Below are 21,683 nucleotides of genomic sequence, written 5' to 3' on the forward strand. Positions count from 1 at the left end.
CCCCTGCCCCCCGGGCCACCGGACGCCGCATGGCCAGATGCGCCATGGCCAGCCGCCACCAGCCGCCGCACCAGCCCGCCCTGCACCACCGCGGACAGCACGCCCACCACCGCGAAGAGCGCTCCGGAGCGCAGGCTGGCCTCCTTGAGGATGGCCGCGTCCGGATGCACCGCGTGCACCAGCCACCCACCCTCCAGCGGCACCGGCCCGGAGGACAGGAAGCGCGTCAGCAGGTACACGGAGAAGGTGCCCTCCATCTGCGCGAAGGCCACCGTGTAGAGCAGCACCAGCACCACGCACCGGCCCACGACGGGCAGCGTCAACGCGGCCGCGGCCCCCGCCATGCTGCGGGTCGTGGCGGAAGGCGAGTCCGCCTTGCGCGTCTCCGGCAGGAAGAACCAGGTGTTGAAGAGGTTCAGCGCGGACAGCCCCGCCGCGAACAGGCCGATGGCCAGGTTGCCGCCCCACGCCCCCAGCACGCCGCCCAGCGCCGGCCCCAGCACGAAGCCCAGGCCGAACGCCGCGCCGATGATGCCCATGCCCCGCGCGCGCTCATGCGGCTTGGTGATGTCCGCCACCACCGCCTGCGCCGTGGACACGTTGCCGCCGGACACGCCATCAATGACGCGCGACAGGAACAACAGGGGCAGCGTGTGCGCGAAGGCGAACAGCACGTAGCCCAAGAGCGAGCCCACCTGGGAGATGAGCAGCACCGGCCGCCGGCCGAACCGGTCCGACAGCCGCCCCATGATGGGCGCCGCCACCAGCTGCATCAGCGAGTACACCGCGACGAGCAGCCCCACCGCGAAGGGGGAAGCGCCAAAGCGCACGCCGTACACGCCCAGCTGCGGAATCAGGATGCCGAACCCGATGAGGTCCAGGACGGCGATGCCGAACACCACCCGCAGCGACGCCTCCCGAGCCAACTTCGCACTCCCTCGTCCCTTGAGGGACCGTTGGAAAAGACAAGACCGCCGGAGCGCGCATACAGGGCGCTCCGGCGGCCGGGAAGAATCCCACTCTCAGCGTTGGGCGTCTACATCGCCTCGGCGGACTGGATGCGGCGGTTGGCCGTGTCGCGCTCGATGCAGCCCTTGGTCAGCGTGTACTGGTACGTGCCCAGCTCGTCACGCCAGTACTCGCCCTCGTAGGGCCAGTAGAGCTGATCGTCCGCCACCGCCACGGAGTACTTGTACTTCTTGACGATGGCCGTGCGGCCGCCCGCCTTGAGCTGCTCCTCCAGGAACTCCTTCTCCTTGGTGGTGGTCTCGAACTTGATGCGCAGGCCGTTGGCCAAGAGCAGCTTGAGCGCCCCCAGCTCCGTCTCCAGCTTGCCCTTGGCCATGATGCCGGCCTTGGAGATGAGGCTGGTGCGCTGGACCTTGAGCTCTTCCAGCAGCTGCTTGGTCAGCTCCGAGTACTTGAACGTGTCGCCCTTGTTGCCGAACAGGTCCATCTCACCCTCGAGCTCCAGGATGGAGTCGTTGGTCTTCTTCAGGTCCTGATCCGTGAGGGCCAGGCGCAGGATGCGCTCCAGGATGATGTCCGTCCCGTTCTTCTCCAGGCCCTCCTTGTTCTTCTTCTGCACGTCCGCGAGCACCGTGTAGTACTCGGCCGCATCCATGTTCTTCTTCACGAGCCCGTCCAGCTCGTCGTGCACGGGCAGGTAGGTGCGCTCGAAGTCCTGGAGGATGAGGTTGGACTCCCGGTAGCGGCAGTTCTCGTAATAGATGACCGCCTTGAGGATGAGCGCCTCCGGGAAGTACTCCTCGCGGAAGAAGGGCGACGACAGGGTGATGAGGTTGCCCAGCGCCTGCTCGTACTGGCCGATGCGGTAGTTGGCCCAGGAGGACTCGAAGAGCGCCTCCAGCCACTGCGTGTTCCCGCGCTCCACCTTGTTCAAATAGAAGATGGAGAAGCGGTTCTGCTGCATGCCGTAGTGCGTACGGGCCAGCTGCATGAAGGCCAGCTCGCGCAGCGACTTGTCCAGCTTGGCCGCTTCACCGGTGCGGCCCGCCTGGGGACGGGTGAGGCGCACCACTTCCTTCATGGCCTCCACGGACGCCATCACGTCCGTGTTGCCACGCTTGGCCGCCGCGTCCTTGTGGGCGGTGCCGTTGCGGAAGAAGGCCAGGCCCTCCAGGTACTTCGCGCGCGGGTAGAACGGATCCGTGCGCGGGATGGTGAGCGCCAGGCGCTTCACCTCTTCAAACGACTTGTCCGCGTTCTCCGTCTGGCCCACCTGATCCAGCGCGCGGCCACGCACGAAGTGGTAGCGCGCCAGCAGGTAGCGGAACTCGTTGCGGAACTTCTCCGGGAACTCGTAGTTCGCGTAACGGGCGATCTCATCCAGGATGACCGTCTCGTTCTGCGTCTTGCGGCTGATGAAGAACAGCCACTCCAGGCTCGTCTTGAAGAACTTCGTGGACGGGCCCGCGGCGAGGATCTTGGAGAACTCGCCCAGCGACGAGTGGTACAGCCCCATGCGGTAGAGCGACTTGGCCAGCACGTAGCGCGCTTCCACGTGCAGGCCCTGGAGCTTGGGGTCGCCCAACAGCTCGTGGGAGGCCATCGCGGCCTTCTCGTACTCGTCGTTCTTGAACAGGCTGATGGCCGCGTCCAGGCGCTGGCGGTCCGCCGTCTTGCCGGACACGTCCACCGCGTCGAACGTCATCGTGGGCGCGGGCGGCTTGTCGTTGTCACCCGTGAGGTCCAGCCCCAGGCCGGGGCTGCCCTGGGTCGAAGGCTTCGCGGGCGGCGTGGGCTTCGCGGCCGGAGCGGCGGGCATCGCCGTGGGCGCGGGCGTCGAGGTGACAGCCGCGGGAGGCGTGGCCGGGTTGCCCACGGGCGCGGGGGCGCTGGTGGCGGTGGAGGAGTCCTCGGAGGAGGTGTCCTCGGCCGGGGTGGCCGCCTTGCCCTTGCCGCGCTTGGCGGTGGTCTTCTTCTTGGAGGAGGCCTTGGAAGACGACCCCTTCTTCTTCTTCTTCGACTGGCCCGCCAGGTCCAGCCCTTCGAAGGACTGGGCCAGCGTGGGGGCCGTGTACGCGAGCGTGAGCCCGAGGACGGCGAGGCGGAGGAACCGGTGGGTGCGCATGAGTCTTTAGGAACCGGAGGGGAAGAAGAAGGACAGGCCCAGCTCGAACAGGATCTGGTTGCGGAGGTAGGTGGGCGTGGGCTCCCGGCCCTTCTCCTGGTAGATGGTGTCGCGCAGCTCCGTGCGCAGCGTCATCCACCGGTTGAAGAAGAAGCGCAGGCCAACGCCCACGTTGCCGCCGGCCGTGAGGTACGACTTGCTGCCCGCGACGGTCGAGCCGTCCAACTCCGACGTCGCCGGGCCCTTGTACTGGACCACGGACGCGCCCACGACGCCGTACATGTCGAAGTGGACGAACTTCTCCGCCAGCAGCGACAGCTTGCCGTAGATGGGCGCCCACTGGACGTCCACGCCGCCCATGAGCGTCATCTGGCCGGGCGCGTACCCGTCCAGCTCGCCCTTGGTGGGCGAGCGGCAGCCTCGGGTGTCACCGCCCTCGCCCGGCGTGAAGGTGCAGATCTGCGCGGAGCCGGCCACGGAGTTCAGCGCGTAGCCGCCGCGCACGCCCACGCCCAGGGTCTCCATGGGGAAGTAGGTGACCGTGCCGCCGAAGAGGTACTTCTTGAAGAACGCGTCGCGGATGGTGATGGACGCGGACGGGCTGACTTCAAAGCGGCCCTTCTTGAGGAACATGTGGCCGGACACCGGCCGGATGCGCTCGCGAAGGGGCCCCAGGGCGTCCTTGTCCACCTCGGACACGTCGCCCGCCTCCTCCTCCTGGGAGGTGGTGGGCGGGTTGGAGTTGGCGGCCGTCTTCGGAGCCGGGGCCGCCGGAGCCGGAGCCGGAGCAGGCGTGGCCGCAGCCGGCGCGGCGGCGGCCGGAGCGGGCGCCTGGTCCGCGGCGGAGGCCAGCGCGGGCACGCCCGCGCACAGGGTCAGGAGCAGACGGAAGGCGGGCTTCATTCGGACTCCCTCCCCGTCGACTTGAGGGGCAGGAAGATGGAGATGCCCGCGTTGAGGGTCATGACGTTCTGGATGGCGCCCTTGCTGCTGCCCAGGGGCTGGTCCACGTAGGAGGTGTTGATGAGGGCCACGTTGACGGCCAGGTAGTCCTTGGTGACGAAGCGCATGCCCAGGCCCAGGTCGAAGGCCGGGTTGAGCCCGCGCTCGGGCAGCGCGGAGGTCTCCGTCCTCACCACGCCCATGCCGCCCAGCAGGTAGCCGTCGAAGTGGAGGATGGAGTTGAGGAACGACACCTTGCCGTAGAGCGGCGCCCACTCCAGGTCGCCCATGGCGGACCAGTTCGGCACGGAGTTGTAGATCTTGCTGTTGAACGTGCGCTTCGCCGTGCGGACGTCATCCGACGGGAGCACCTGGATCAACGACCCGCGCGCGGAGATGGCCAGCGTGTCCGACAGGTACCAGGCCGCCCGCAGGGACCCGCCGAACTTCGAATAGAACGGGTCGTTCACGGAGAGGCTCACGAACGGTGAGATCTCCAGGCGGTGCTTCTTCAGGTAGACCTTGCGCTGCACGCTCTTCACCCGGTCGTCCTGGGTGATGTCGGTGAGCGGCATGAGCGCTTCTACCGGGATGTCCTTCGCCGGTGTGGCGGCAGGCGGCGACGCGGGGCGGGCTTCCTCGTCCGGCGGCGGCGCGGGGTTCGCTTCGGGAGGCTTGGCCTGGGAGTCCTCGGTCAGATCGAGGCCCATGCCTTCCTGGGTCTGGGCGGGGGCCAGCGCGGGCCACATCAGGCTCAGCGCAAGCAGCAGCGTGGGGCGGTTCAAGTCCGGGCGCTCCGTGGGGGGAGGGAACGTACTGCCACCGGAAGGCAGCATGACATCAGCCGCACCATCCTATCGGTCGTATTCCCAACCATCAACCAGCAGAATGCGCCTGCCTCCTCTGGTTTCCTCTCGTATCCCTTCACAATTCCACTGTGCTCACGCCCCGTGGTCGGTGGTTGGCGCGCGAAAGCGGTGTGCTACCGTTCCGGGGTTCCGGGCGTCGTCGTCCTCCCCCCAACGCGCCCTGTTTCCATCCTTCCTAGAGGTCTCAAAGATGTTCGTGCGATCCGCGCTCTTCCTGTCCGCCGCCCTGCTGCTGGGAGGCTGCGACGTCAAAACCGAGCTGGGCAAGCCCTGCAACCTCGTGCGCAAGGCCACGCCCCAGGAGTATGAGGCGCAGGGTCGTGAAGTGGTGGAGGTGAAGGAGAAGGACATCGCGGCGGATCAGGACTTCATCTCCTTCGGCTCGCTGGAGTGCGAGGACCTCATCTGCGTGCGCGACGACCAGAGCCCCCGCAGCGAGGATCCGGAGGCGCCGGCCCTGGGCTACTGCAGCAAGGAGTGCGTGCAGGGCACCACGACCGGCTGCGAGATCACCCGCACGGTGGACGACGTGGAGAAGGGCCTCAAGGAGCGCATGACGTGCCGTCCCCTGCTCCTGGACCAGGACACGCTGGACGCCATCAAGGTCGCCGACGAGAGCTTCTACCGGCGCACCTTCGGCGAGAACAACTCGCCCTACTTCTGCGCGGGCGCCGTCCCGGCCGCGCAGGGCAACTGAACGGCGCACTGAACAGTCGCCTCGCGCGAAAGGGTTAGACCTTTTCGCGCCCCCCGTTCGTAAAGGCAGGGCCCGCGTTTCAACGCCTTCCGGAGCCCTGCCATGAATCGTACGGTCCTCTTCCTCGCCCTGGCTGGTGGCCTGGCCCTCACCGCGCTGGTGCTGGGCATGCCCCACCGGGCTGGCCTTCCGCCCCGAGTCGTCGTGACGGACCCGGTGACCCCGCTGCCCACGCCGGGGCCGCGGGTGTCCTCCGGAAGCCTCCAGGTGACGAGCCGCCTGTCGCACCCGTACGTGCCGGTGGGCACCTCCGAGACGTACGTGACGGTGGACCTCACGGGCGCGGAGGTGCCCGGGGCGAAGAGGAGCCCGGTGAACCTGGCGGTGGTCATCGACCGGTCCGGGTCCATGAGCGGCTACAAGCTCCAGCAGGCGAAGCAGGCCGCGCGGCACCTGGTGTCGCTCTTGCGCGACGAGGACCGCCTGGCCATCGTGCACTACGGCAGCGACGTGAAGAGCCTGCCGTCGCTGCCGGCCACCGCGGGCAACCGCGAGCGGATGCTCCAGTTCATCGACGGCATCTGGGATGACGGCGGCACCAACATCAGCGCGGGCCTGTCCGTGGGCCGCACGCAGCTGGCGTCCGCCATGGGCGGCGCGGCCACGGTCAACCGCCTCATCCTCATGAGCGACGGCCAGCCCACGGAGGGCGTGTCCGACGAGGACGGCCTCAAGAACGTGGTGCGGGAGATCCGCGCCTCCGGCATCACGGTGAGCTCCATTGGCGTGGGCACGGACTTCAACGAGGACCTGATGCAGGCCTTCGCGGAGTACGGCGCCGGCGCGTACGGCTTCCTCGAGGACGCGAGCAAGCTGTCCACCCTCTTCCAGCGCGACCTGCAGCAGGCCACCACCGCGGTGGCGCGCAACGTGGAGCTGTCCTTCGAGCTGCCCCCGGGCACGACGCTGGACGAGGTGCTGGGCTACCGCGCGCACCAGGCCGGCAACACCGTGCGCGTGGCGCTGCCGGACTTCTCCGCGGGCCAGGTGGAGCGCGTGGTGGCGCGCCTGCACGTGACGGGCACCTCCGCGGGCCAGTCCGTGCAGGTGGCGGGGCTGAAGGTCGCGTACACGGACCTGCTGGTGCACAAGAACGTGGAGGACCAGTCCATGCTGGCCGCGGTGGCCACCAACGTGCAGGAGGAGGTCGTCCAGCGCCAGGACAAGGAGGCCACGGTGTACGCGGCCCGGGCCCGTAGCGCGCAGAACCTCCAGAAGGCCGCCGCGGCGATGGCCCAGGGCAAGAAGGCGGAGGCGAAGGGCTACCTCTCCCAGAACCAGGTGCTCTTCGAGGAGGCGGGCTCGGTGGCGGGCGCCGCGGCGGTGGCGGCGGATCAGGCCGACCAGGCCCGCGCGATGCAGGAATACGACGCCGCGGACTCCGAGGAGGACCTGAAGGCCGCCGTGAAGAACAGCAAGGTGAAGGCGCTCAAGAGCTTCGGGCGCATGGGCTCGACGTACTGAGTGTCAGGCCCCGGGCGTGCGAGGGGGCAACGCCCGCCCCCCTGCCCGCCCGCCATCGCGTCGTCACATCTTCGCGGTTGACCTCCGGAATCGCGTGGCCCTATCTCCGCGTTCTTCCAGGCTTCACCCCCTGGAAGCAGGGCGCACTGGAGGCGCGGACAAGCATGGCGGCGAGCGCGAGCACCCCGTGGGTCGGGGTCATCATGGGCGGCAAGAGCGACCTGGAGCACCTGCAACCGGCGATCGACATCCTCGCCGAGCTGCGCATCCCGCATGAGGTGCGCGTCGTGTCCGCGCACCGCACGCCGGACTGGATGATGGAGTACGCGTCCACCGCCGAAGCGCGCGGGCTGTCCGTCATCATCGCGGCGGCGGGCGGCGCGGCCCATCTGCCCGGCATGGTGTCCAGCAAGACGCTGCTGCCGGTGCTGGGCGTGCCCATGCCCACCACGGTGCTGTCCGGCTTCGACGCGCTGCTCTCCATCGTGCAGATGCCCAAGGGCGTCCCGGTGGGCACGCAGGCCATTGGCAAGCCGGGGGCCGCCAACGCGGCGCTGCACGCGGCGGCCATCCTGGCGCTGAAGTACCCGGAGCTGCGCGAGCGGCTGGCCGCCTGGCGCAAGGCCCGCACGGATGAAGTCCTGGCGCAGCGCGAGGTGGCGGGATGAGCGGCCCCATGGTGCTCCCGGGCGGCACGCTGGGCATCCTCGGCGGCGGGCAGCTGGGGCGCATGATGGCGCTCGCGGCGCGCACGCTGGGCTACCAGGTGCAGGCGTTGGATCCGGACTCGGCGTGCCCGTCGCGCAACGTGGTGGACCGCTGCCTCACCGCGTCCTTCACCGACACGGCGGCGGCCGAGGACCTGGCGCGCCAGTGCGACGTGGTGACGCTGGAGATTGAGAAGGTCTCGCTGGCCACGCTCAACGCCGTCTCCCGGCACGCGCCCATGCGGCCCGGCGCCTCCGTGCTGGAGGTGGTGCAGCACCGCGGCCGGCAGAAGGCGTGGCTCGCGAAGGGCGGCTTCCCGCTGGGCCCGTGGCGCGAGGCGAACTCGGAGGCGGAGCTGTCCGCGGCCATCACCGTGCTGGGCGGCAAGTGCTTCATCAAGTCCAGCGAGGGCGGCTACGACGGGCGCGGCCAGTACGAGGTGAAGTCCGCCGCCGAGGCGGGCGTCGCGTGGAAGGAGCTGGGCGAGCGCTCCGTGGTGGTGGAGGCCGCGCTGGACCTGAAGGCGGAGCTGTCCGTGCTGGTGGCGCGTGGGCCGGATGGACAGCTCGCGGTGTACCCGCCCGCGTTCAACCACCACGAGGAGCGCATCCTCGCGTGGTCGCTGTTGCCGGGGCCGCTGCCCCCCGCAGTGCTGTCGCAGGCGTCGCAGGTGGCGCGCGACATCACCGCCGGCCTGAAGGTCGAGGGGCTGCTGGTGGTGGAGATGTTCCTGCTGGGTGACGGGTCGCTGCTCGTCAACGAGGTGGCGCCCCGGCCGCACAACAGCTTCCACTCGACGGAAGTGGCGTGCCTGACGAGCCAGTTCGAGCAGGCCGTGCGCGCGGTGTGCAACCTGCCCCTGGGCTCCGTGGAGGTGGTGCGCCCCGCGGCCATCGTGAACCTGCTGGGCGACCTGTGGCTGCAGGAGGGCGGGCCCAGGTTCGCGCAGGCGCTGGCGCTGCCCGGCGTCCGGCTGCACCTGTACGGCAAGCGCGACGCGCGCAAGGGGCGCAAGATGGGCCACCTGTCCGCGGTGGGCAGCTCGCCCGAGGACGCGCTCGAGCGCGTGAAGGCCGCCGCCAAGGCCCTGGGGATGTAACGCCCATGAAGACGAACGCCGCCCGGCTGCTGGACTCGCTCGGCATCGCGTACACGCTGCGCGACTACGACGTGGATCCGGACGACCTGTCCGCGGAGACGGTGGCGGCGAAGGTGGGCATGCCGGCGGAGCAGGTCTTCAAGACGCTGGTGGCCAAGGGCGACCGCACCGGCGTGTTGATGGCGGTGGTGCCCGGCAACGCGGAGCTGGATTTGAAGGCCCTGGCGCGGCTGTCCGGCGACCGCAAGGTGGACACCGTCCCGCTCAAGGAGCTGCAGCCGCTCACCGGCTACATCCGGGGCGGCGTCACCGCGCTGGGGGGCAAGAAGGACTACCCCGTCTTCGTGGATGAGACGCTGGAGCTGTTCGACGCGGTCGCCGTGTCGGCCGGGGTGCGCGGGACGCAAATTGTCCTCGCGCCGGCGGACTACCTGCGCGTGACGAAGGGCAGGCCGGGACCCATTTCGCGTCCCAAGGCGTAGACCCTTTTCGCGCGCCGCGCGTTCGAAGGGACATTCCCGGCCGTAAGGCCGTTCCCGGGGTGTCCCGATGAATGCCGCCGTGTTGCAATTCCACCACCGCGAAGCCTTCGAGCACACCGTCACGCGCGCGCTGGCGGCAGGCGCCGGAGCGGGGCTGTTGCACTGGCTCACCTTGCGCGTGGGCATGCCGGTGCCGCTGACGTGGGTGGTGCCCGCCGCGGTGGTGCTGGCGTGCGCGCGCGGCGACCGGTGGGACCGGGGACTCCTGAGCGGCCTGGGGTTGCTGCTGGTGGGGCTGCCCTATGGGCTGGGCCTGTCGCCCGCGTGGACCGTGGCCACGAGCGGAGCTGCCGCGGGGGCGCTGCTGGTGCGCGCGCGCCTCAACGAGCTGGGCGAGGAGGGACAGGTCGCGGAGGCCCGCCCCACCCTCGTGCACTACGGCCTGGGCGCGGCGCTGGGCGCGGGGCTCACGCTGGCGGGCGGCGTGGTGGCGAACATCCTCTCCGCGCGGCTCGCCACCGTGGCCACGCCCACGCTGCTGGCGGCGGCGGTGGTGGGCGGCATCGTGGGGCTGTTCGTTGGATTGGGCGCCATCGCGGCGCACCTGGGCCTGACGGCGGATCCGGTGGAGGCGCGCGCGGAGGAGCTGCTGCCCCAGCTCTCCGGTGACTTCCTCACGCTGTCCGAGCGCGCGCTGTCGCTCTACCGGCAATGCGGCCAGTCCCTGGCGAAGCTGCCCCGGGAGCCCGCGCGCGAGGAGCTGGCCCGCACGCTGGCGCGCATCACCCAGGGCGCGGTGGAGCTGTCCTCCGAGTGGGCCGGCGTGGAGGCGCAGCTGGAGGAGCGCGCCGCCGCGGAGCTGCAGGCCGAGCGCGACAGCCTGGAGCGCAGCGCCCGCGCGAGCACGGACCTGGTGGCGCGCCGGCAGCTGGAGGCCGCGGCGGCGTCGCTGGCGGAGGAGGTGGAGCGGCTGGGAGACGTGCGTCAGCGGCGCGAGCGCATCCTCGCGAGGCTGCGCGCGGAGGTGGCCCTGCTGGAGCGTGCGCGCGTGGCGCTGCTGTCCCTGCGCAGCGGTCAGGCCCAGCTGAAGGCGGCGGAGCTGGCCTCGCTGGCCCGGCGGTTCCGCGCTCTCTCGACCGCCCAGGGAGAGGAGGGGCAGGCGATGGAGGCGGTCGCGGCTCAGGTGACGCTGACCCAACTGGCGCCCGTGGCCATGGCGCCGGTGGCCCCCGTGGATCCGGCTCCGGCGGGGAGCGGGGATGCCAAGGTGCCGGAAATCCAGCGGATTCAGGGGGAATAGGACCCGGAGGGGCTGTCGGGGCCCGCCCGCCCCGGGGCCCGGGCGGCCTCCTGGAAAAGCGTCCGTTTTCGAGTTTGGACCTGCCGGGTGGTCGGGGGGGACTGAAGCTTGCGCCGGAGCGCGGTACATTTCGGGGGCCATGAGCCTGCCCTCCCCCAGCAAGCCCGCAGCGCCACCGCCCTGGCTCTGGAACGGTGACGAACCGAGGGTCGCCACCGTCTTTCAGCCCATCGTCGATCTGCTCAGCGGCGAAGTCCTTGGCCACGAGGTGTTGTCGCGAGGCCTGGGTCCGGTGGAGTCCCCCAACGAGTTGTTCAACCGCGCGCGGGTGGAGGGCTTCACCTACGAGCTGGAGCGCGCGTGCTGGACCGCGGCGGTGCGGCGCATCGCCACGCTGCCGGAAGCGCAGCGGCGCGGCCCCTTCTTCTTCAACGTCAGTCCGGACGTGCTGAGCGACGAGCGCTTTGGCGGCGCGTCCACGCTGGAGCTGTTGCGTCAGCACGGGCTGAGCCCGCAGCAGCTGGTGCTGGAGATCACCGAGCGCAGCACGTTCGAGGACACGGAGCAGCTGCGGATGCTCGCGCGGCGGTACGCGGAGCAGGGCTTCGGCATCGCGCTGGACGACTTCGGCGCGGGGCACTCGGGGCTGGTGACGCTGGTGCACAGCGCGCCGGACTTCATCAAGCTGGACCAGGCGCTGGTGCGGGACATCCACCTGCACACGTACCGGCAGCACCTGGTGAAGTCGCTGGTGGCGTTCGCGCAGCGCGTGGACGCGGTGCTGATTGCCGAGGGCGTGGAGACGTGGAACGAGCTGGCGGTGCTCCTGCGTCTGGGCATCCGGCACGCGCAGGGCTACCTGCTGGCGCGGCCCGTGAGTTCTCCGCAGCGGCCGGGCGCGGACTTCGCGGAGCGCTGCCGCGAGGCCATCCGCGCGCTGCACCACCGCGAGCATGAGGACGACGAGACGGTGGGCAGCATGATCATCCGTCCGCCGTGCGCGCCGGTGACGGCGCAGGCGGTGGAGCTGGACCGGCTCTTCCGCCGCACGCCGGGCGAGGACCACGTCGTGTTGCTGGATGGCGAGCAGCCGCACGCGGTGGTGACGCGGCGGAGCTTCTACGCGCGCCTGGGAGGCACCGCCGCGAGCACGGAGTCCGCGCTCCCGGAGGGGCCCCGCGAGGCGCCGATGGTGGTGGAGGACGCGACGGCCATCACGGCGCTGGCGCGCATGGCGATGCGCCGTCCTTCCGAGTCCGTCTACGACCCGGTGGTGGTGACGGACGCGAAGGGCCACTTCCTGGGCACGGTGACGATGAAGCAGCTCATCGCGCGGGCCTCGGACCTGGAGCAGCACGCGGCGACGGGCGCGCATCCGCTGACGGACCTGCCGGGCAGCCGGATGATCGAGCGGTGGATCCGCGCCGCGCTCCAGGGCCCCGCGTTCACGGTCATCTACGCGGACCTGGATCACTTCGAGGCGTACAACGACCGCTACGGGTTCCTCCAGGGTGACCGGGTCATCCGCTACACGGCGAGCGTGCTGTCGGAGTGCCTGCACCTGTTGCCGGAGGGCTCGAACCTGGGCCACGTGGGCGGCGACGACTTCGTGCTCGTGTGTCCGGACACGGTGGCGCCGGAGGTGTTGCGCACGCTCTGCCAGCGGTTCGACGCGGAGAAGGTGCCGCTCTATGGCCCGGAGGACCTGCGGCGCGGAGGTGTCAGCGCGGCGGGAGACACGGTGCCGGTGACGCTGAGCCTGGCGGCGGTGGACCACCACGGCCTGTCCGCCCAGCCGCACCCCGCGGAGCTGTCCGCCGTCGCCGCGGCCCTGCGCAAGCGGGTGAAGGCCGTCTCCGCGCAGACGCGCACCAGCACGTTCCTGTTCCAGGCCAGCGCGGTGAAGTAGCCCCACCGCGCCTCACGCGCGTCACTTCCCCATCACGGCTTGATGGGGAGGGTGCTCACGCCCTCGAACTCCGCCGTGCCGCCGCGGACGATGCCGTTCTTCTGGCACCAGCCCCCCGGCACCTCCAGCACGTACTGGCTGGGGATGCCCACCGAGCGGTTCGTCAGCGTGCGCGGCTCCGCGTTCTCGATGATGCCCACGACGCGGCCCTCGGACGTGATGAAGAGCATGTCCAACGGGATGAGCGTGTTGCGCATCCAGAAGCCGCGCACCTCTTCATCCGGGAAGATGAAGAGCATGCCCTGCCCCGCTGTCAGCGACTTGCGCCACATGAGGCCGCGCGTGCGCGACTCGCCCGTGGCGGCCACCTCCACCTCCACGCGGTGCACACCACCGTAGGCATCCTTCAGCCGCACGTGCGCGCGCGGCAGGGTCGGCATCACGTAGTCCTCCGCCGACACGTCCGTGACCTTGGGTCGCGCCGGAGCGGGCGCGGCGGGCTTCGGAGGCGCGGCGGGCGCTTCCTGACACGCGCCGCCCGCGAAGGCCAGCGCCGCCAGAACGAACGTGAAACGCGCCTTCGTCCTCATCACGGGTGCTGGGGATGCAGGGGCTTGTTGAGCAGCTTCTCGGTCAGCTCGGAGCCCAGGCTGTCGGACATGAGCCGCTCCACCAGCGTCTCGAAGTCCACGCGCTGGGACTCGCTGCTGTAGATGAAGCGGATGCCCATGCCGGGCTCCTCCGCGTCGGCCTTGGACCAGACGACTTCGCCCAACAATTCGAAGGGTGCCTCGCGGTGCGGCACCGTCAGCTTGAAGAGGAAGCGCGTGCCAATGGGCAGCGGCTTCTTCGTCTTGATGAACGTGCCGCCCTTGCTGATGTTCTTCGTGTAGTCGGCGAAGAACGAATTGAGCTTCTTGTAGTCGACCTTCAGCTCGATGGGCGCACGACCGTGGGTGCGCAGTTCGGATCCGCTCTTCTGTTCGGACATGCGGCCGGGGAGTATAGGGGACGCCATGCGGCAAGTCCTCCCCCGTGCCCGTGCACTGTTGGGCCGTCCAGCCGTCCTGGCCACCGTGCTGCTGCTCGGCGGTGGGGGGTCGGCCCTCGTCCTCCTCCCGCTTTTCGGAGTTCCCGGCTTCGAGCTGGGCCTGGCCCTGTCCATCGCCGTCGGCCTGCTCGGGGGTGGGACAGGCATCGCCGCCGCCGCCCAGGAGCGCCGCATCCTCACGGGGGCCGCGCCCCATCCCGCCGGAGTGGAAGCCTCCGCCCTGCCCGGAACCGCCGTGGGCCGAGCCCTGGGCGCCAGCGCCGTCCTGAACCTGGGGGTGCTCATCCCCCCCTTCGTGTGCGCCCTGCTCTTCGCCCGGCTTCGCACCGCGTGCGACCCCTTCGAGCTGGCCGGCTTCTACCCCCTGCTGACCCTCCCTTCCGCCCTCATCGCGTCCGCGGCGGGCGTGCTCCTGGGCTTCATGACGGCCCGGCCCCGGAGCGCGGCGGGCCTGTACGCCCTGCTGCTGCTGGCCTCACTGGCGGTGACGGTGTGGCCCATCGTCTTCGGGCCCCAGGTGTTCGCCTTCAACGTCTTCCTGGGCCACCTGCCCGGCCCGCTCTACGACGAGGCCCTCCAGATGACGGCCGCGCTGGGCTGGTTCCGCGTGGAGACGCTCCTGTGGGTGGGAGTCTTCGCGGGGCTCGCCATCGCGCTGCTGGACGTGCGCACCGGGCGGCTGGCGCTGAAGGGCGCCCGGGTGGGGAGCCTGCTGGGCCTGGTGCTCCCCTGCGCGCTGGGCATCTTCTGGCTGGAGGCCCGCGCGCCCCAGCTGGGCCTGCGGATGAGCGACGCGTACCTGTCCGAGCAGCTGGGCGGCGTCCGCGAGACGGAGCACTTCGTCCTGCACTACCCGCGCGGCAAGGCCCGCGAGGACGTGGACCGGATGGCCCGCGACCTGGAGTTCCGCTTCACCCAGATGTCGGGCTTCCTGGGCGTGGCCCCCACCGAGCGCGTGCGCGTGTGGCTCTACCGCTCCGAGGACGAGAAGCAGCGGCTGGTGGGCGCCGGCCGCACCCAGTTCGCCAAGCCCTGGCGCACGGAGCTGCACATCCAGGACAAGGCCTTCCCCCACTCCACGCTGCACCACGAGCTGGCGCACGTGATGGCGAGCCCGGCGGGCTCCGGCTTCTTCCGCGTCACCACCCGGCTGGGCGTGTGGCCCCTGATGGGCGTGATTGAAGGGCTGGCGGTGGCCGCGGACGACCCCGTGCAGGGCGAGCTCACGCTGCACCAGTGGGCCGCGGGCATGCGCCGGCAGGGCCTGGCCCCGGACATGCGCGACCTCATGGGGCCCAAGGGCTTCTACCAGTCCGCCCCGGCGCGCGCGTACACCGTGGCGGGGTCCTTCCTGCGCTACCTGGCGGACACCTACGGCGCGGACCGGCTGCGCGCCGTCTACGCGCACGCGGACTTCAACGAGGCCTACGGCCGGCCCCTGGACGAGCTCGTCACCGAGTGGGAGCGCACCCTGGACGCGCTGCCCCTGGACGCGTCCACGCTCGCGCGCGCCTTCGCCCGCTTCCGCACCGGCAGCCTCTTCTCCCGCGCCTGCGCCCGCGAGGTGGCCCGGCTGTCGGACTCCGCGCGCGAGTCGCTCGCCAGCGACCCGCAGGAAGCGCTCCAGCGCTACCAGCGCGCAGCCCGGCTCCAGCCGGAGGAGCCGTCCTTCCAGCTGGGCCAGGCCGTGGCCCTGGACGCCCTGGAGCGAAGGCCCGACGCGGCGAAGGTGCTGGCCTCGCTGGCGGAGCAGGTGAAGGACCGGCCCGCGCTCGCCGCGGAGGTGGCCGTGGCCCGCGCGGACGTGGCCCTCCACCTGGAGGACGTGGAGGGTTCACGCGCCTTCCTCCAGGCCGCGCTCGCGCTGGACCCGGGGCCGGAGCTCACCCGCACCGCGCAGGTGAAGCTGGCCGCGCTGGAGACGCCGTCGCGAAGGGCGCCCATCGAGGCGTACTTCCGCGCGCCTCAAGAGGAGCTGCGCCTGCTGCTCCTGGACCGCGCCCTGCTCGCCTCGCCGCAGGACCCGTGGCTGCGCTACCTCTTGGGACGGCGGCTGCACCAGGTGGGCGCCCCGGCGCTCGCGGGCGACCAGCTCCAGCGCGCCCTGTCGGACACCACCCTGCCGGAGGCCATCCGCCGGGAGGCCACGCGCCTGCGGATTGAGGCCGCCTACCTGGCGGGCGACTGCGGCGCCGTGCGGCATGAAGTGGGGGCGCTGCCGGACTACGGGGCCGCCTTCCGTGCCGCGGCCTCCGAGTGGCAGGCGCGATGTGACTTCGAGCAGACGGCCTATCGCGGGCCCCTGGTGCCGCGTCAGGCTTTCCGCTAGACGCGGGCCCCTGCGGAATCGATTCACGCATTGACGGAAAGGTGGATGGGGCATGCACTTCGAGAAGACGCAGTACATCCAGGGGACGGTGGACGAAGTGGAGCGCGCGCTCCTGGACGAGCGCTATTTCCCGTACCTCCTCCAGCACCACGGCGTGCTGCTGGAGCTGCAGCCCCAGGAGGTGCGCGTGGACGGTGACCGCGTGCACCGCAAGGTGCGCTACCGCCCCAAGCCCGTCATCTCCTCCGTGGGCCCCAAGAAGGTGTCGCCGGAGTGGTTCGCCTTCATCGAGACGTCCACCTACGACAAGCGCACCAAGCAGCTCACGTTCACCAACACGCCCACGTCCCACACCATCTCCAAGATGCTGGTGAACACGGGCGTGCTGAAGCTGCGCGACCTGGGCAATGGCCAGACGGAGCGCAAGATGGAGGGCGAGCTGTCGCTCAAGGTGCCCTTCCTGCTCAAGCCCGTGGCGATGCTTGCCGAGCCGCTCATCAAGACGGAGGGTCTGAAGATCCTCGACGGCGAGCTGCCCGTGCTCAACCGCTTCATCGCTGAAGTCATCCGCGCCAAATAGTCAAAGCGCAGGGCAGGCGGCGGGGCCTGGGAATGGGTTGACACAAATGCGGTTGAACCCATAAGGCCCCGCCATGCACAACCGCTTCCTCGCCCTCTGCGCCGTCTTCCTCCTGGCCGCGTGCGCCCCGAAGCGCATCCCCGGCACGGAGTTGGAAGACACCGGTGATACCCGCGCCATCCTCTCCGTGATGGAGAAGTACCGCTCCGCCCTGGAGAACCGGGACGCCAAGGCCATCCAGGCGCTGGTGTCCCCGAAGTTCCGCGACGACGCCGGCACCCCGGATGACCCGGCGGACGACCTCACCGCGAGCAACCTGGAGGCGCACCTCCAGGGCCTCTTCACGAAGCTGCAGAACCCCAAGGTGGACTTCAACATCCGCCGCGTGGAGTTCCACTCGGACGAGGACGTCGCGCTCGCCATCTACTACTGGAACGCGTCCTGGCGGATGCCCGGCCTCAACGCCCGGCCCCAGTCGGACTCGGAGCTGGAGCAGATGGTGTTCCAGAAGGTCGACGGCGACTGGAAGATCGTCTCCGGCATCTAGCTAGCCGTCACACCCCCACCAGCCGCCGCAGCCCGTCCGGGCCCATGCCGTCCAGGGCCCGCGCGCGCGCCAGGTAGGTGCGGAAGTCCTTGGGCGCGAGCTTGTCCGCGCCCAGCGGGGACAGGTGGTAGTCGCGGATGCGGCTGGTGGTGAAGCGCACCGCGCCGTAGAGGGCGTGGCCGTACAGCGCCCGCTTCTCCACGTCCGACAGCGGCCGGACGTCCTGGTAGCCGCGCAAGAGCGCCTGGCACCGGTCCGGCTGGTAGGCCTCCTCGAAGCACCACGCGTTGAGGGTGATGGCCACGTCCAGCGCGTACGCCTCCACGCAGGCCATCTCGAAGTCGAAGAAGGCGCCCACGCGGTCGCCCAGCCACTTCACGTTGTCCAGGAAGAGGTCCGCGTGGATGACGCCCCGGGGCTCCAGGCCCTGGCGCTCCCCTTCCGCGCGCGCGAGGAAGCCCTCCAATTCCGCCGCCACCGAGACGAGCTCCGGCTCCGGCCGCTGGGACAGGCTGTTGAGCCAGCCTCGCACCACGCCCGGGCCGTAGGGATTGGCGCGCGTGTTCCGGAACGACTGCGTCACCTGGTGCAGCTTGCCCAGCTCCGCGCCCAGGCGCTCCAGGATGTCTGGCGTGAGCCGGTCGCGGGTGAGCTCCTCGCCGGCCAGCCACCGGAAGACGCTGATCCGTCCGCCGTGCATGTCCAGGAAGGGCGTGGGCCCCGGCGGCACCAGCAGCACGGGCGCGGGGAAGCGCGCGCGGGCCAGGTGCTCCAGCAGGGACGCCTCGAAGCGCAGGTCATCCGGCGAGCGCACCGTCGTGTGGCGCACGAAGACGCGGCCCGCGTCCGTCTCCAGCCGGTGGTTGGTGTTGATGGAGCCCTGGGGGATGGGCGTGATGGAGCGCACGGCCCCCAGGCCGTAGGCATTCGCCACGTGGGTGAAGGCCTCGGGAGGAAGTGTCGTGTACACGGCCATGGCGTGCCTCCGGGGCGTGGCGCCCCCACGTGCGTGCTGCCCCCACCCGTTGACACCCCGGGGGGCCGGACCTATCTGTCCATGCCCGTCCTACTTCGCATAACTGTCTGAAAACCTTCAATCTTTGCGCGTGAGGCCACCCCCATGGAAACGCCGGGCCGCGGTGACTGGAAGCGTCGCGAGGGGCTGGGCAGCGCCCTGGCCCAGGTGGGCGTCGTCGCCGTGCTGCTGGCGGGCGGTGTCGCCTGGTACGTGCACCGCGGGCAGGTGCGCCAGGAGGTGGACGCCCACCTGCGCACGGCGCGCTCCGCGGTGCTGAAGGGCAACCCCAGCGACCTGGCCATGGCGCAGCAGAACCTGGAGACCCTCTTCGCGCTCGCGCCGGACTCGCGCGACGCGCGGGCGCTGGCCGCGGATCTCCAGATGGAGCTGTGGCTCACGCACCACCAGCCCGGCGCGGACGCCAAGGCGCGCGAGCAGCTGGAGCGCGCGGAGTCGCTGGGCTCGCGCTCCGGAGAGCGCTACGGCGCCCGGGCGCTGCTGCTCGTGGGCGAGGGCAAGACGGAGGAGGCCTCGAAGCTCCTGGAGGAGCTCAGGTCCCAGGGCGCCAACAGCCCCCGGCTGACGCTGGCCCAGGCGCGGCTGCTGCAGCACCAGGGGCGCCTGTCGGAGGCCCGCCAGGCCTTCGCGCGCGCGGCGGAAGGGGCGTGGAAGGACCCGCGCTTCTCCACGGCCTACGGTGAGGCGCTGCTCGATGAAGGCCTGTTCCCGCAGGCGGTGGAGGCCTTCGGGCGCGCCGCCACCGCGAACCCGGATCACCTGCTGTCGCGGGTGACGTCCGCGCTGGCGCAGCTGTACGCGGGGCGGTCTCCGGACGGCGTGGCGGCGACGCTGGAGGAGGTGCGCTCGCGCGCCAAGGACCTGACGCCCGCGCTCCAGGCCCGCATGGCGGTGGCGCAGGCGGAGGCCGCGCTGGCGAAGGGCGCTCCGGATGAAGCGCTCACGCACGTGGACGCGGCGCTCAAGGCCTGGCCGGACGAGCACTACGCCCTCTTCACCCGGGGCCGTGCGCTCGCGGCGAAGCGCGCTCCGGAGGCCCGCCAGGCCTTCGAGGCGGCCGTGGCGAAGCGGCCCACGGCGCCGCTGCTGACGCTGGAGGGCGCGCGGCTGCTCCAGGCCCAGGGTGACGGCGAGGGCGCGCTGGCGATGCTGGACGCCTACGAGAAGACCTTCCACCAGGTGAAGACGCGCACGGCGGACGGGAAGGAAGTGCCCGCGTTGGACCGGGACGACCGGTACTGGCTCGCGCGCGGCGGCGTGATGGAGGCGGCTGGCCGCCAGGACGACGCGCTCGCGTCCTACGACAAGGCGCTGTCGGCGCGCGGCGTGGGGCTGGCGAGGGCGCAGTACGCCAAGGGCGCGCTGCTGCTGGCGCGCAAGGACTTCGACGGCGCGAAGTCGCTGCTCACCGCCGTGGCCCCGGAGACGGGCGCGGGCAGCATTCCGGAGGCGTACGCGGCGCTGGGCGAGCTGCTCTTCGCCCAGGGCGAGTTCGCCGCCGGGTGCCAGCAGCACTACTTCTCACTCGTGCGCGCCCGCGCGCAGGGCACGCCCGTGGACCAGCTGGCCACGCGCGCCAACGACATCAAGAAGCGCCTGGAGACCAGCGGCCAGCCCGCCATGGCCAAGGCCTGGCTCACGGAGGCAGGGCCGCTGTTCCAGCAGCCGTAAGAGGCTAGAGCAGCTCCGAGGGGTCCAACCGGCGCTGCTTCGCCTTCACCACGCGCCACTCGCCATCGGCCTCCTTCTCGAAGGTGCCCTCGATGGCGTAGGCGTTGAGCACGCTGTCCTTCGCCAGGTCCTCCAGCTTCTCCGCCTGCGAGCGGCCGAAGATGAAGCGCGCCTGGAACTCGCCCTGCGTGGGCGAGACTTCGTGCACGTCGATGTCGGTGGTGAAGACGCGCACCCACTGGCCCCGCAGCACCTGCGCGGCCAGGATGCGGTGCACGTCCTGCTTGCTCCAGCCATCGGTCGTCTTGAAGCGCTCGGAGACGCGCTCCATCACCCCGCCGACGTCCTTGTCCTCCGCCGCGCGCGACATGGCGATGATCTGCCGGGTGACGGCATCCTTCACCCCGGGCTCCTCGCGCGGCCAGAAGAACAACACGAGCGCCGCGGCGATCACCGCCGCCATGCCGCTCAGCACCCGGGCTCTGGTCAGCACCATCTCAGGCGGCCCCGGTCTCCGGCTCCAGCATCATGTCGTCCGCGTCGATGATCTCGAGCGGGCGCAGCGCCTCGCCAATCTGCTTCAGGCGCCGGTCGGACAGCTGCTCCAGGTACGTGCGGATGTTGGGGAACGACTTCACCAGCTCCTGGAACGCCTCCCGCTTGAGCCACCCCGCCGCCGTCTTGCGCGTCACCGACACCGTGGCCGTGGCCCGCAGGCCCGTGAGGAGTGAAATCTCCCCCGCCACGTCGCCCTCGCGCAGCACGCCCAGCGTCACCATGCCGCCCGCCGGGTCCTCCTTCTGCACCGTCAGCTCGCCGGCCAGCACCAGGAAGAGGCCCTGGGAGTACTCGCCCTCCACCAGGACCTTCTCCCCCGGCTGGAGCGCGCGGAAGGTGAAGCGCTGGAAGAGCGCCCCGCGCTCGGATTCCGGCAGCTGCTGGAACAGGGGCGAGTTCGCCATCAGGTTGCGCATCATGCGCTGCTGCGCGAAGTCCGCCAGCAGCTGCGGCACCGCCGGGTGGTTCTTCGCCACCGCGTTGAGGTGCTCGCGGCGGATTTCGAAGACTTCCGAGTCCGACACCGCCGTCACCGTCGCGGTGGGAGGCGCGCCCGTGAGCAGCGCCAGCTCTCCGAAGATGGAGCCGCCGCCCAGGAAGCCCAGCGTGCGGTCCTCGCCGTCCGTCCTGCGCGTCACCTCCGCCTTGCCGGCGACGATGACGTGCAGGTGATCATCCGGCTCGCCCTCGCGGCTGATGACCTCCTCCGGCTTGATGGTGCGCCACACCATGCGCCCCACCAAGTCCAGGAACGCGTCCCGGTCCAGGTCCGCGAACAGCGGCAGCGGCGGGCGGCTCTGCGGATCCGCGTTGCCGCCGGTGTCCGGCGCGGCCAGCACTTCAATGGCGCGGTTGGACAGCTCCTCGCCCACGAGGCCCATCAGGTCCGTGTCCACCTTGCCGTCGTACAGGTGCTCCGGCGGCAGGGGCGGAGGCACGGCGGCGCGGCCCGGGGCGCTGCGCGCGGCGCGCGAGTGCACGCGGTAGAGCGTGTCCTTCAGGCGCCGCTCGTTCGGCGACAGCTCCAGGGCCAGCTTGCACGCGGCCATGGCGGAGAGGAGGTAGTCGCGGCGCAGGAGCCCTTCCGCGCACGCGTGGTACGCGGTGACGGCGCGCTCGCGCTCACCCAGCTCCGCCAGACACCGGGACGCCAGCATGCGCGAGCGGTGGTCGGCGGGCACGCGGCGAACGGCCTCCGCGAAGACGGCGAGGGCGCGCTCGAACTGGCGCTCCTCGAACAGGTCCATGCCCAGCTCACGCAACGACGACTCGTTCATCCGGTGTCTC

Annotated in this window: 20 protein-coding genes; 11 read left to right on the plus strand and 9 right to left on the minus strand. The window is 70.8% G+C overall.

From position 1 onward, the window contains the following. From D7X96_RS30585 to D7X96_RS30600, 4 genes are all read right to left on the minus strand, one after another. On the minus strand, window positions 1–926 hold a 926-nt coding region (locus D7X96_RS30585; protein WP_120548084.1), incomplete at its 3' end, for an MFS transporter. Window positions 927–1,036: 110 nt separating this feature from the next. After that, window positions 1,037–3,094: an adventurous gliding motility protein GltC gene (gltC, locus tag D7X96_RS30590; protein ID WP_120548080.1), complete on the minus strand. Its 2,058-nt coding sequence runs from the start codon at window positions 3,092–3,094 to the stop codon at window positions 1,037–1,039. A 6-nt stretch (window positions 3,095–3,100) separates the two neighbouring features. Further along, entirely contained in the window at window positions 3,101–3,997 is an 897-nt protein-coding gene (locus tag D7X96_RS30595) for an outer membrane beta-barrel domain-containing protein (protein ID WP_121723189.1), read from the minus strand. Beyond that, a complete protein-coding gene (locus tag D7X96_RS30600) occupies window positions 3,994–4,821 on the minus strand; it encodes an outer membrane beta-barrel domain-containing protein (RefSeq protein WP_120548078.1) in 828 nt (275 codons plus the stop codon). Before D7X96_RS30600 ends, D7X96_RS30595 begins: the two co-directional genes overlap by 4 nt. Window positions 4,822–5,095: 274 nt before the next feature. Between D7X96_RS30600 and cglC the strand changes: the two genes are divergently transcribed. From cglC to D7X96_RS30635, 7 genes are all read left to right on the plus strand, one after another. After that, on the plus strand, window positions 5,096–5,602 hold the full coding sequence (cglC, locus tag D7X96_RS30605; RefSeq protein ID WP_120548077.1) for an adventurous gliding motility lipoprotein CglC: 507 nt from the start codon (window positions 5,096–5,098) through the stop codon (window positions 5,600–5,602). Window positions 5,603–5,704: 102 nt separating this feature from the next. Further along, a complete protein-coding gene (locus D7X96_RS30610) occupies window positions 5,705–7,126 on the plus strand; it encodes a vWA domain-containing protein (RefSeq protein WP_120548076.1) in 1,422 nt (473 codons plus the stop codon). A gap of 164 nt (window positions 7,127–7,290) precedes the next feature. Continuing rightward, window positions 7,291–7,794 (plus strand): 5-(carboxyamino)imidazole ribonucleotide mutase, encoded by a 504-nt coding sequence (purE, locus tag D7X96_RS30615; protein ID WP_199746943.1) that lies wholly within the window; start codon window positions 7,291–7,293, stop codon window positions 7,792–7,794. Beyond that, window positions 7,791–8,933, plus strand: a complete 1,143-nt coding sequence (gene purK / locus D7X96_RS30620; RefSeq protein ID WP_121771365.1) for a 5-(carboxyamino)imidazole ribonucleotide synthase — start codon at window positions 7,791–7,793, stop codon at window positions 8,931–8,933. The genes purE and purK overlap by 4 nt, the downstream gene beginning before the upstream one ends. Before the next feature lie 5 nt (window positions 8,934–8,938). Beyond that, window positions 8,939–9,415 (plus strand): Cys-tRNA(Pro) deacylase, encoded by a 477-nt coding sequence (ybaK, locus tag D7X96_RS30625; RefSeq protein ID WP_121723190.1) that lies wholly within the window; start codon window positions 8,939–8,941, stop codon window positions 9,413–9,415. A 79-nt stretch (window positions 9,416–9,494) separates the two neighbouring features. After that, on the plus strand, window positions 9,495–10,715 hold the full coding sequence (locus tag D7X96_RS30630; RefSeq protein ID WP_233609816.1) for a hypothetical protein: 1,221 nt from the start codon (window positions 9,495–9,497) through the stop codon (window positions 10,713–10,715). 139 nt (window positions 10,716–10,854) lie between these two features. Then, window positions 10,855–12,624 (plus strand): bifunctional diguanylate cyclase/phosphodiesterase, encoded by a 1,770-nt coding sequence (locus D7X96_RS30635; protein WP_120548072.1) that lies wholly within the window; start codon window positions 10,855–10,857, stop codon window positions 12,622–12,624. Between the two features lie 32 nt (window positions 12,625–12,656). Here D7X96_RS30635 and D7X96_RS30640 read toward each other — a convergent pair whose 3' ends face one another. Together D7X96_RS30640 and D7X96_RS30645 are read right to left on the minus strand one after the other, a co-directional pair. Further along, window positions 12,657–13,214, minus strand: a complete 558-nt coding sequence (locus D7X96_RS30640; RefSeq protein WP_199746944.1) for a DUF192 domain-containing protein — start codon at window positions 13,212–13,214, stop codon at window positions 12,657–12,659. Beyond that, entirely contained in the window at window positions 13,214–13,615 is a 402-nt protein-coding gene (locus tag D7X96_RS30645; protein ID WP_043321926.1) for a TIGR02266 family protein, read from the minus strand. The genes D7X96_RS30640 and D7X96_RS30645 overlap by 1 nt, the downstream gene beginning before the upstream one ends. Window positions 13,616–13,640: 25 nt before the next feature. Here D7X96_RS30645 and D7X96_RS30650 point away from each other — a divergent pair, with 25 nt between their 5' ends. From D7X96_RS30650 to D7X96_RS30660, 3 genes are all read left to right on the plus strand, one after another. Beyond that, window positions 13,641–16,004, plus strand: coding sequence for a tetratricopeptide repeat protein (locus D7X96_RS30650; protein ID WP_208647407.1), 2,364 nt, complete (start codon window positions 13,641–13,643; stop codon window positions 16,002–16,004). Window positions 16,005–16,056: 52 nt separating this feature from the next. Continuing rightward, window positions 16,057–16,584: an SRPBCC family protein gene (locus tag D7X96_RS30655; protein WP_120548070.1), complete on the plus strand. Its 528-nt coding sequence runs from the start codon at window positions 16,057–16,059 to the stop codon at window positions 16,582–16,584. A gap of 73 nt (window positions 16,585–16,657) precedes the next feature. Continuing rightward, window positions 16,658–17,131, plus strand: coding sequence for a nuclear transport factor 2 family protein (locus D7X96_RS30660; protein WP_120548069.1), 474 nt, complete (start codon window positions 16,658–16,660; stop codon window positions 17,129–17,131). Between the two features lie 7 nt (window positions 17,132–17,138). On the opposite strand, the gene D7X96_RS30665 is transcribed toward D7X96_RS30660, so the two are convergent. Then, complete coding sequence (locus tag D7X96_RS30665) at window positions 17,139–18,107, minus strand: homoserine kinase (RefSeq protein ID WP_120548068.1); 969 nt, start codon at window positions 18,105–18,107, stop codon at window positions 17,139–17,141. A gap of 144 nt (window positions 18,108–18,251) precedes the next feature. Between D7X96_RS30665 and D7X96_RS30670 the strand changes: the two genes are divergently transcribed. Beyond that, window positions 18,252–19,838 (plus strand): tetratricopeptide repeat protein, encoded by a 1,587-nt coding sequence (locus D7X96_RS30670; protein WP_121771367.1) that lies wholly within the window; start codon window positions 18,252–18,254, stop codon window positions 19,836–19,838. 4 nt (window positions 19,839–19,842) lie between these two features. Here the strand turns inward: D7X96_RS30670 and D7X96_RS30675 are convergent, their stop codons facing one another. Together D7X96_RS30675 and D7X96_RS30680 are read right to left on the minus strand one after the other, a co-directional pair. Continuing rightward, window positions 19,843–20,334 (minus strand): hypothetical protein, encoded by a 492-nt coding sequence (locus tag D7X96_RS30675; protein WP_120548066.1) that lies wholly within the window; start codon window positions 20,332–20,334, stop codon window positions 19,843–19,845. A 1-nt stretch (window position 20,335) separates the two neighbouring features. Next, window positions 20,336–21,673, minus strand: coding sequence for a cyclic nucleotide-binding domain-containing protein (locus D7X96_RS30680; RefSeq protein WP_120548065.1), 1,338 nt, complete (start codon window positions 21,671–21,673; stop codon window positions 20,336–20,338). Between the last annotated feature and the right edge of the window lie 10 nt (window positions 21,674–21,683).

It is taken from the genome of Corallococcus interemptor (assembly GCF_003668875.1).
In the GTDB taxonomy this organism is placed as follows: domain Bacteria; phylum Myxococcota; class Myxococcia; order Myxococcales; family Myxococcaceae; genus Corallococcus; species Corallococcus interemptor.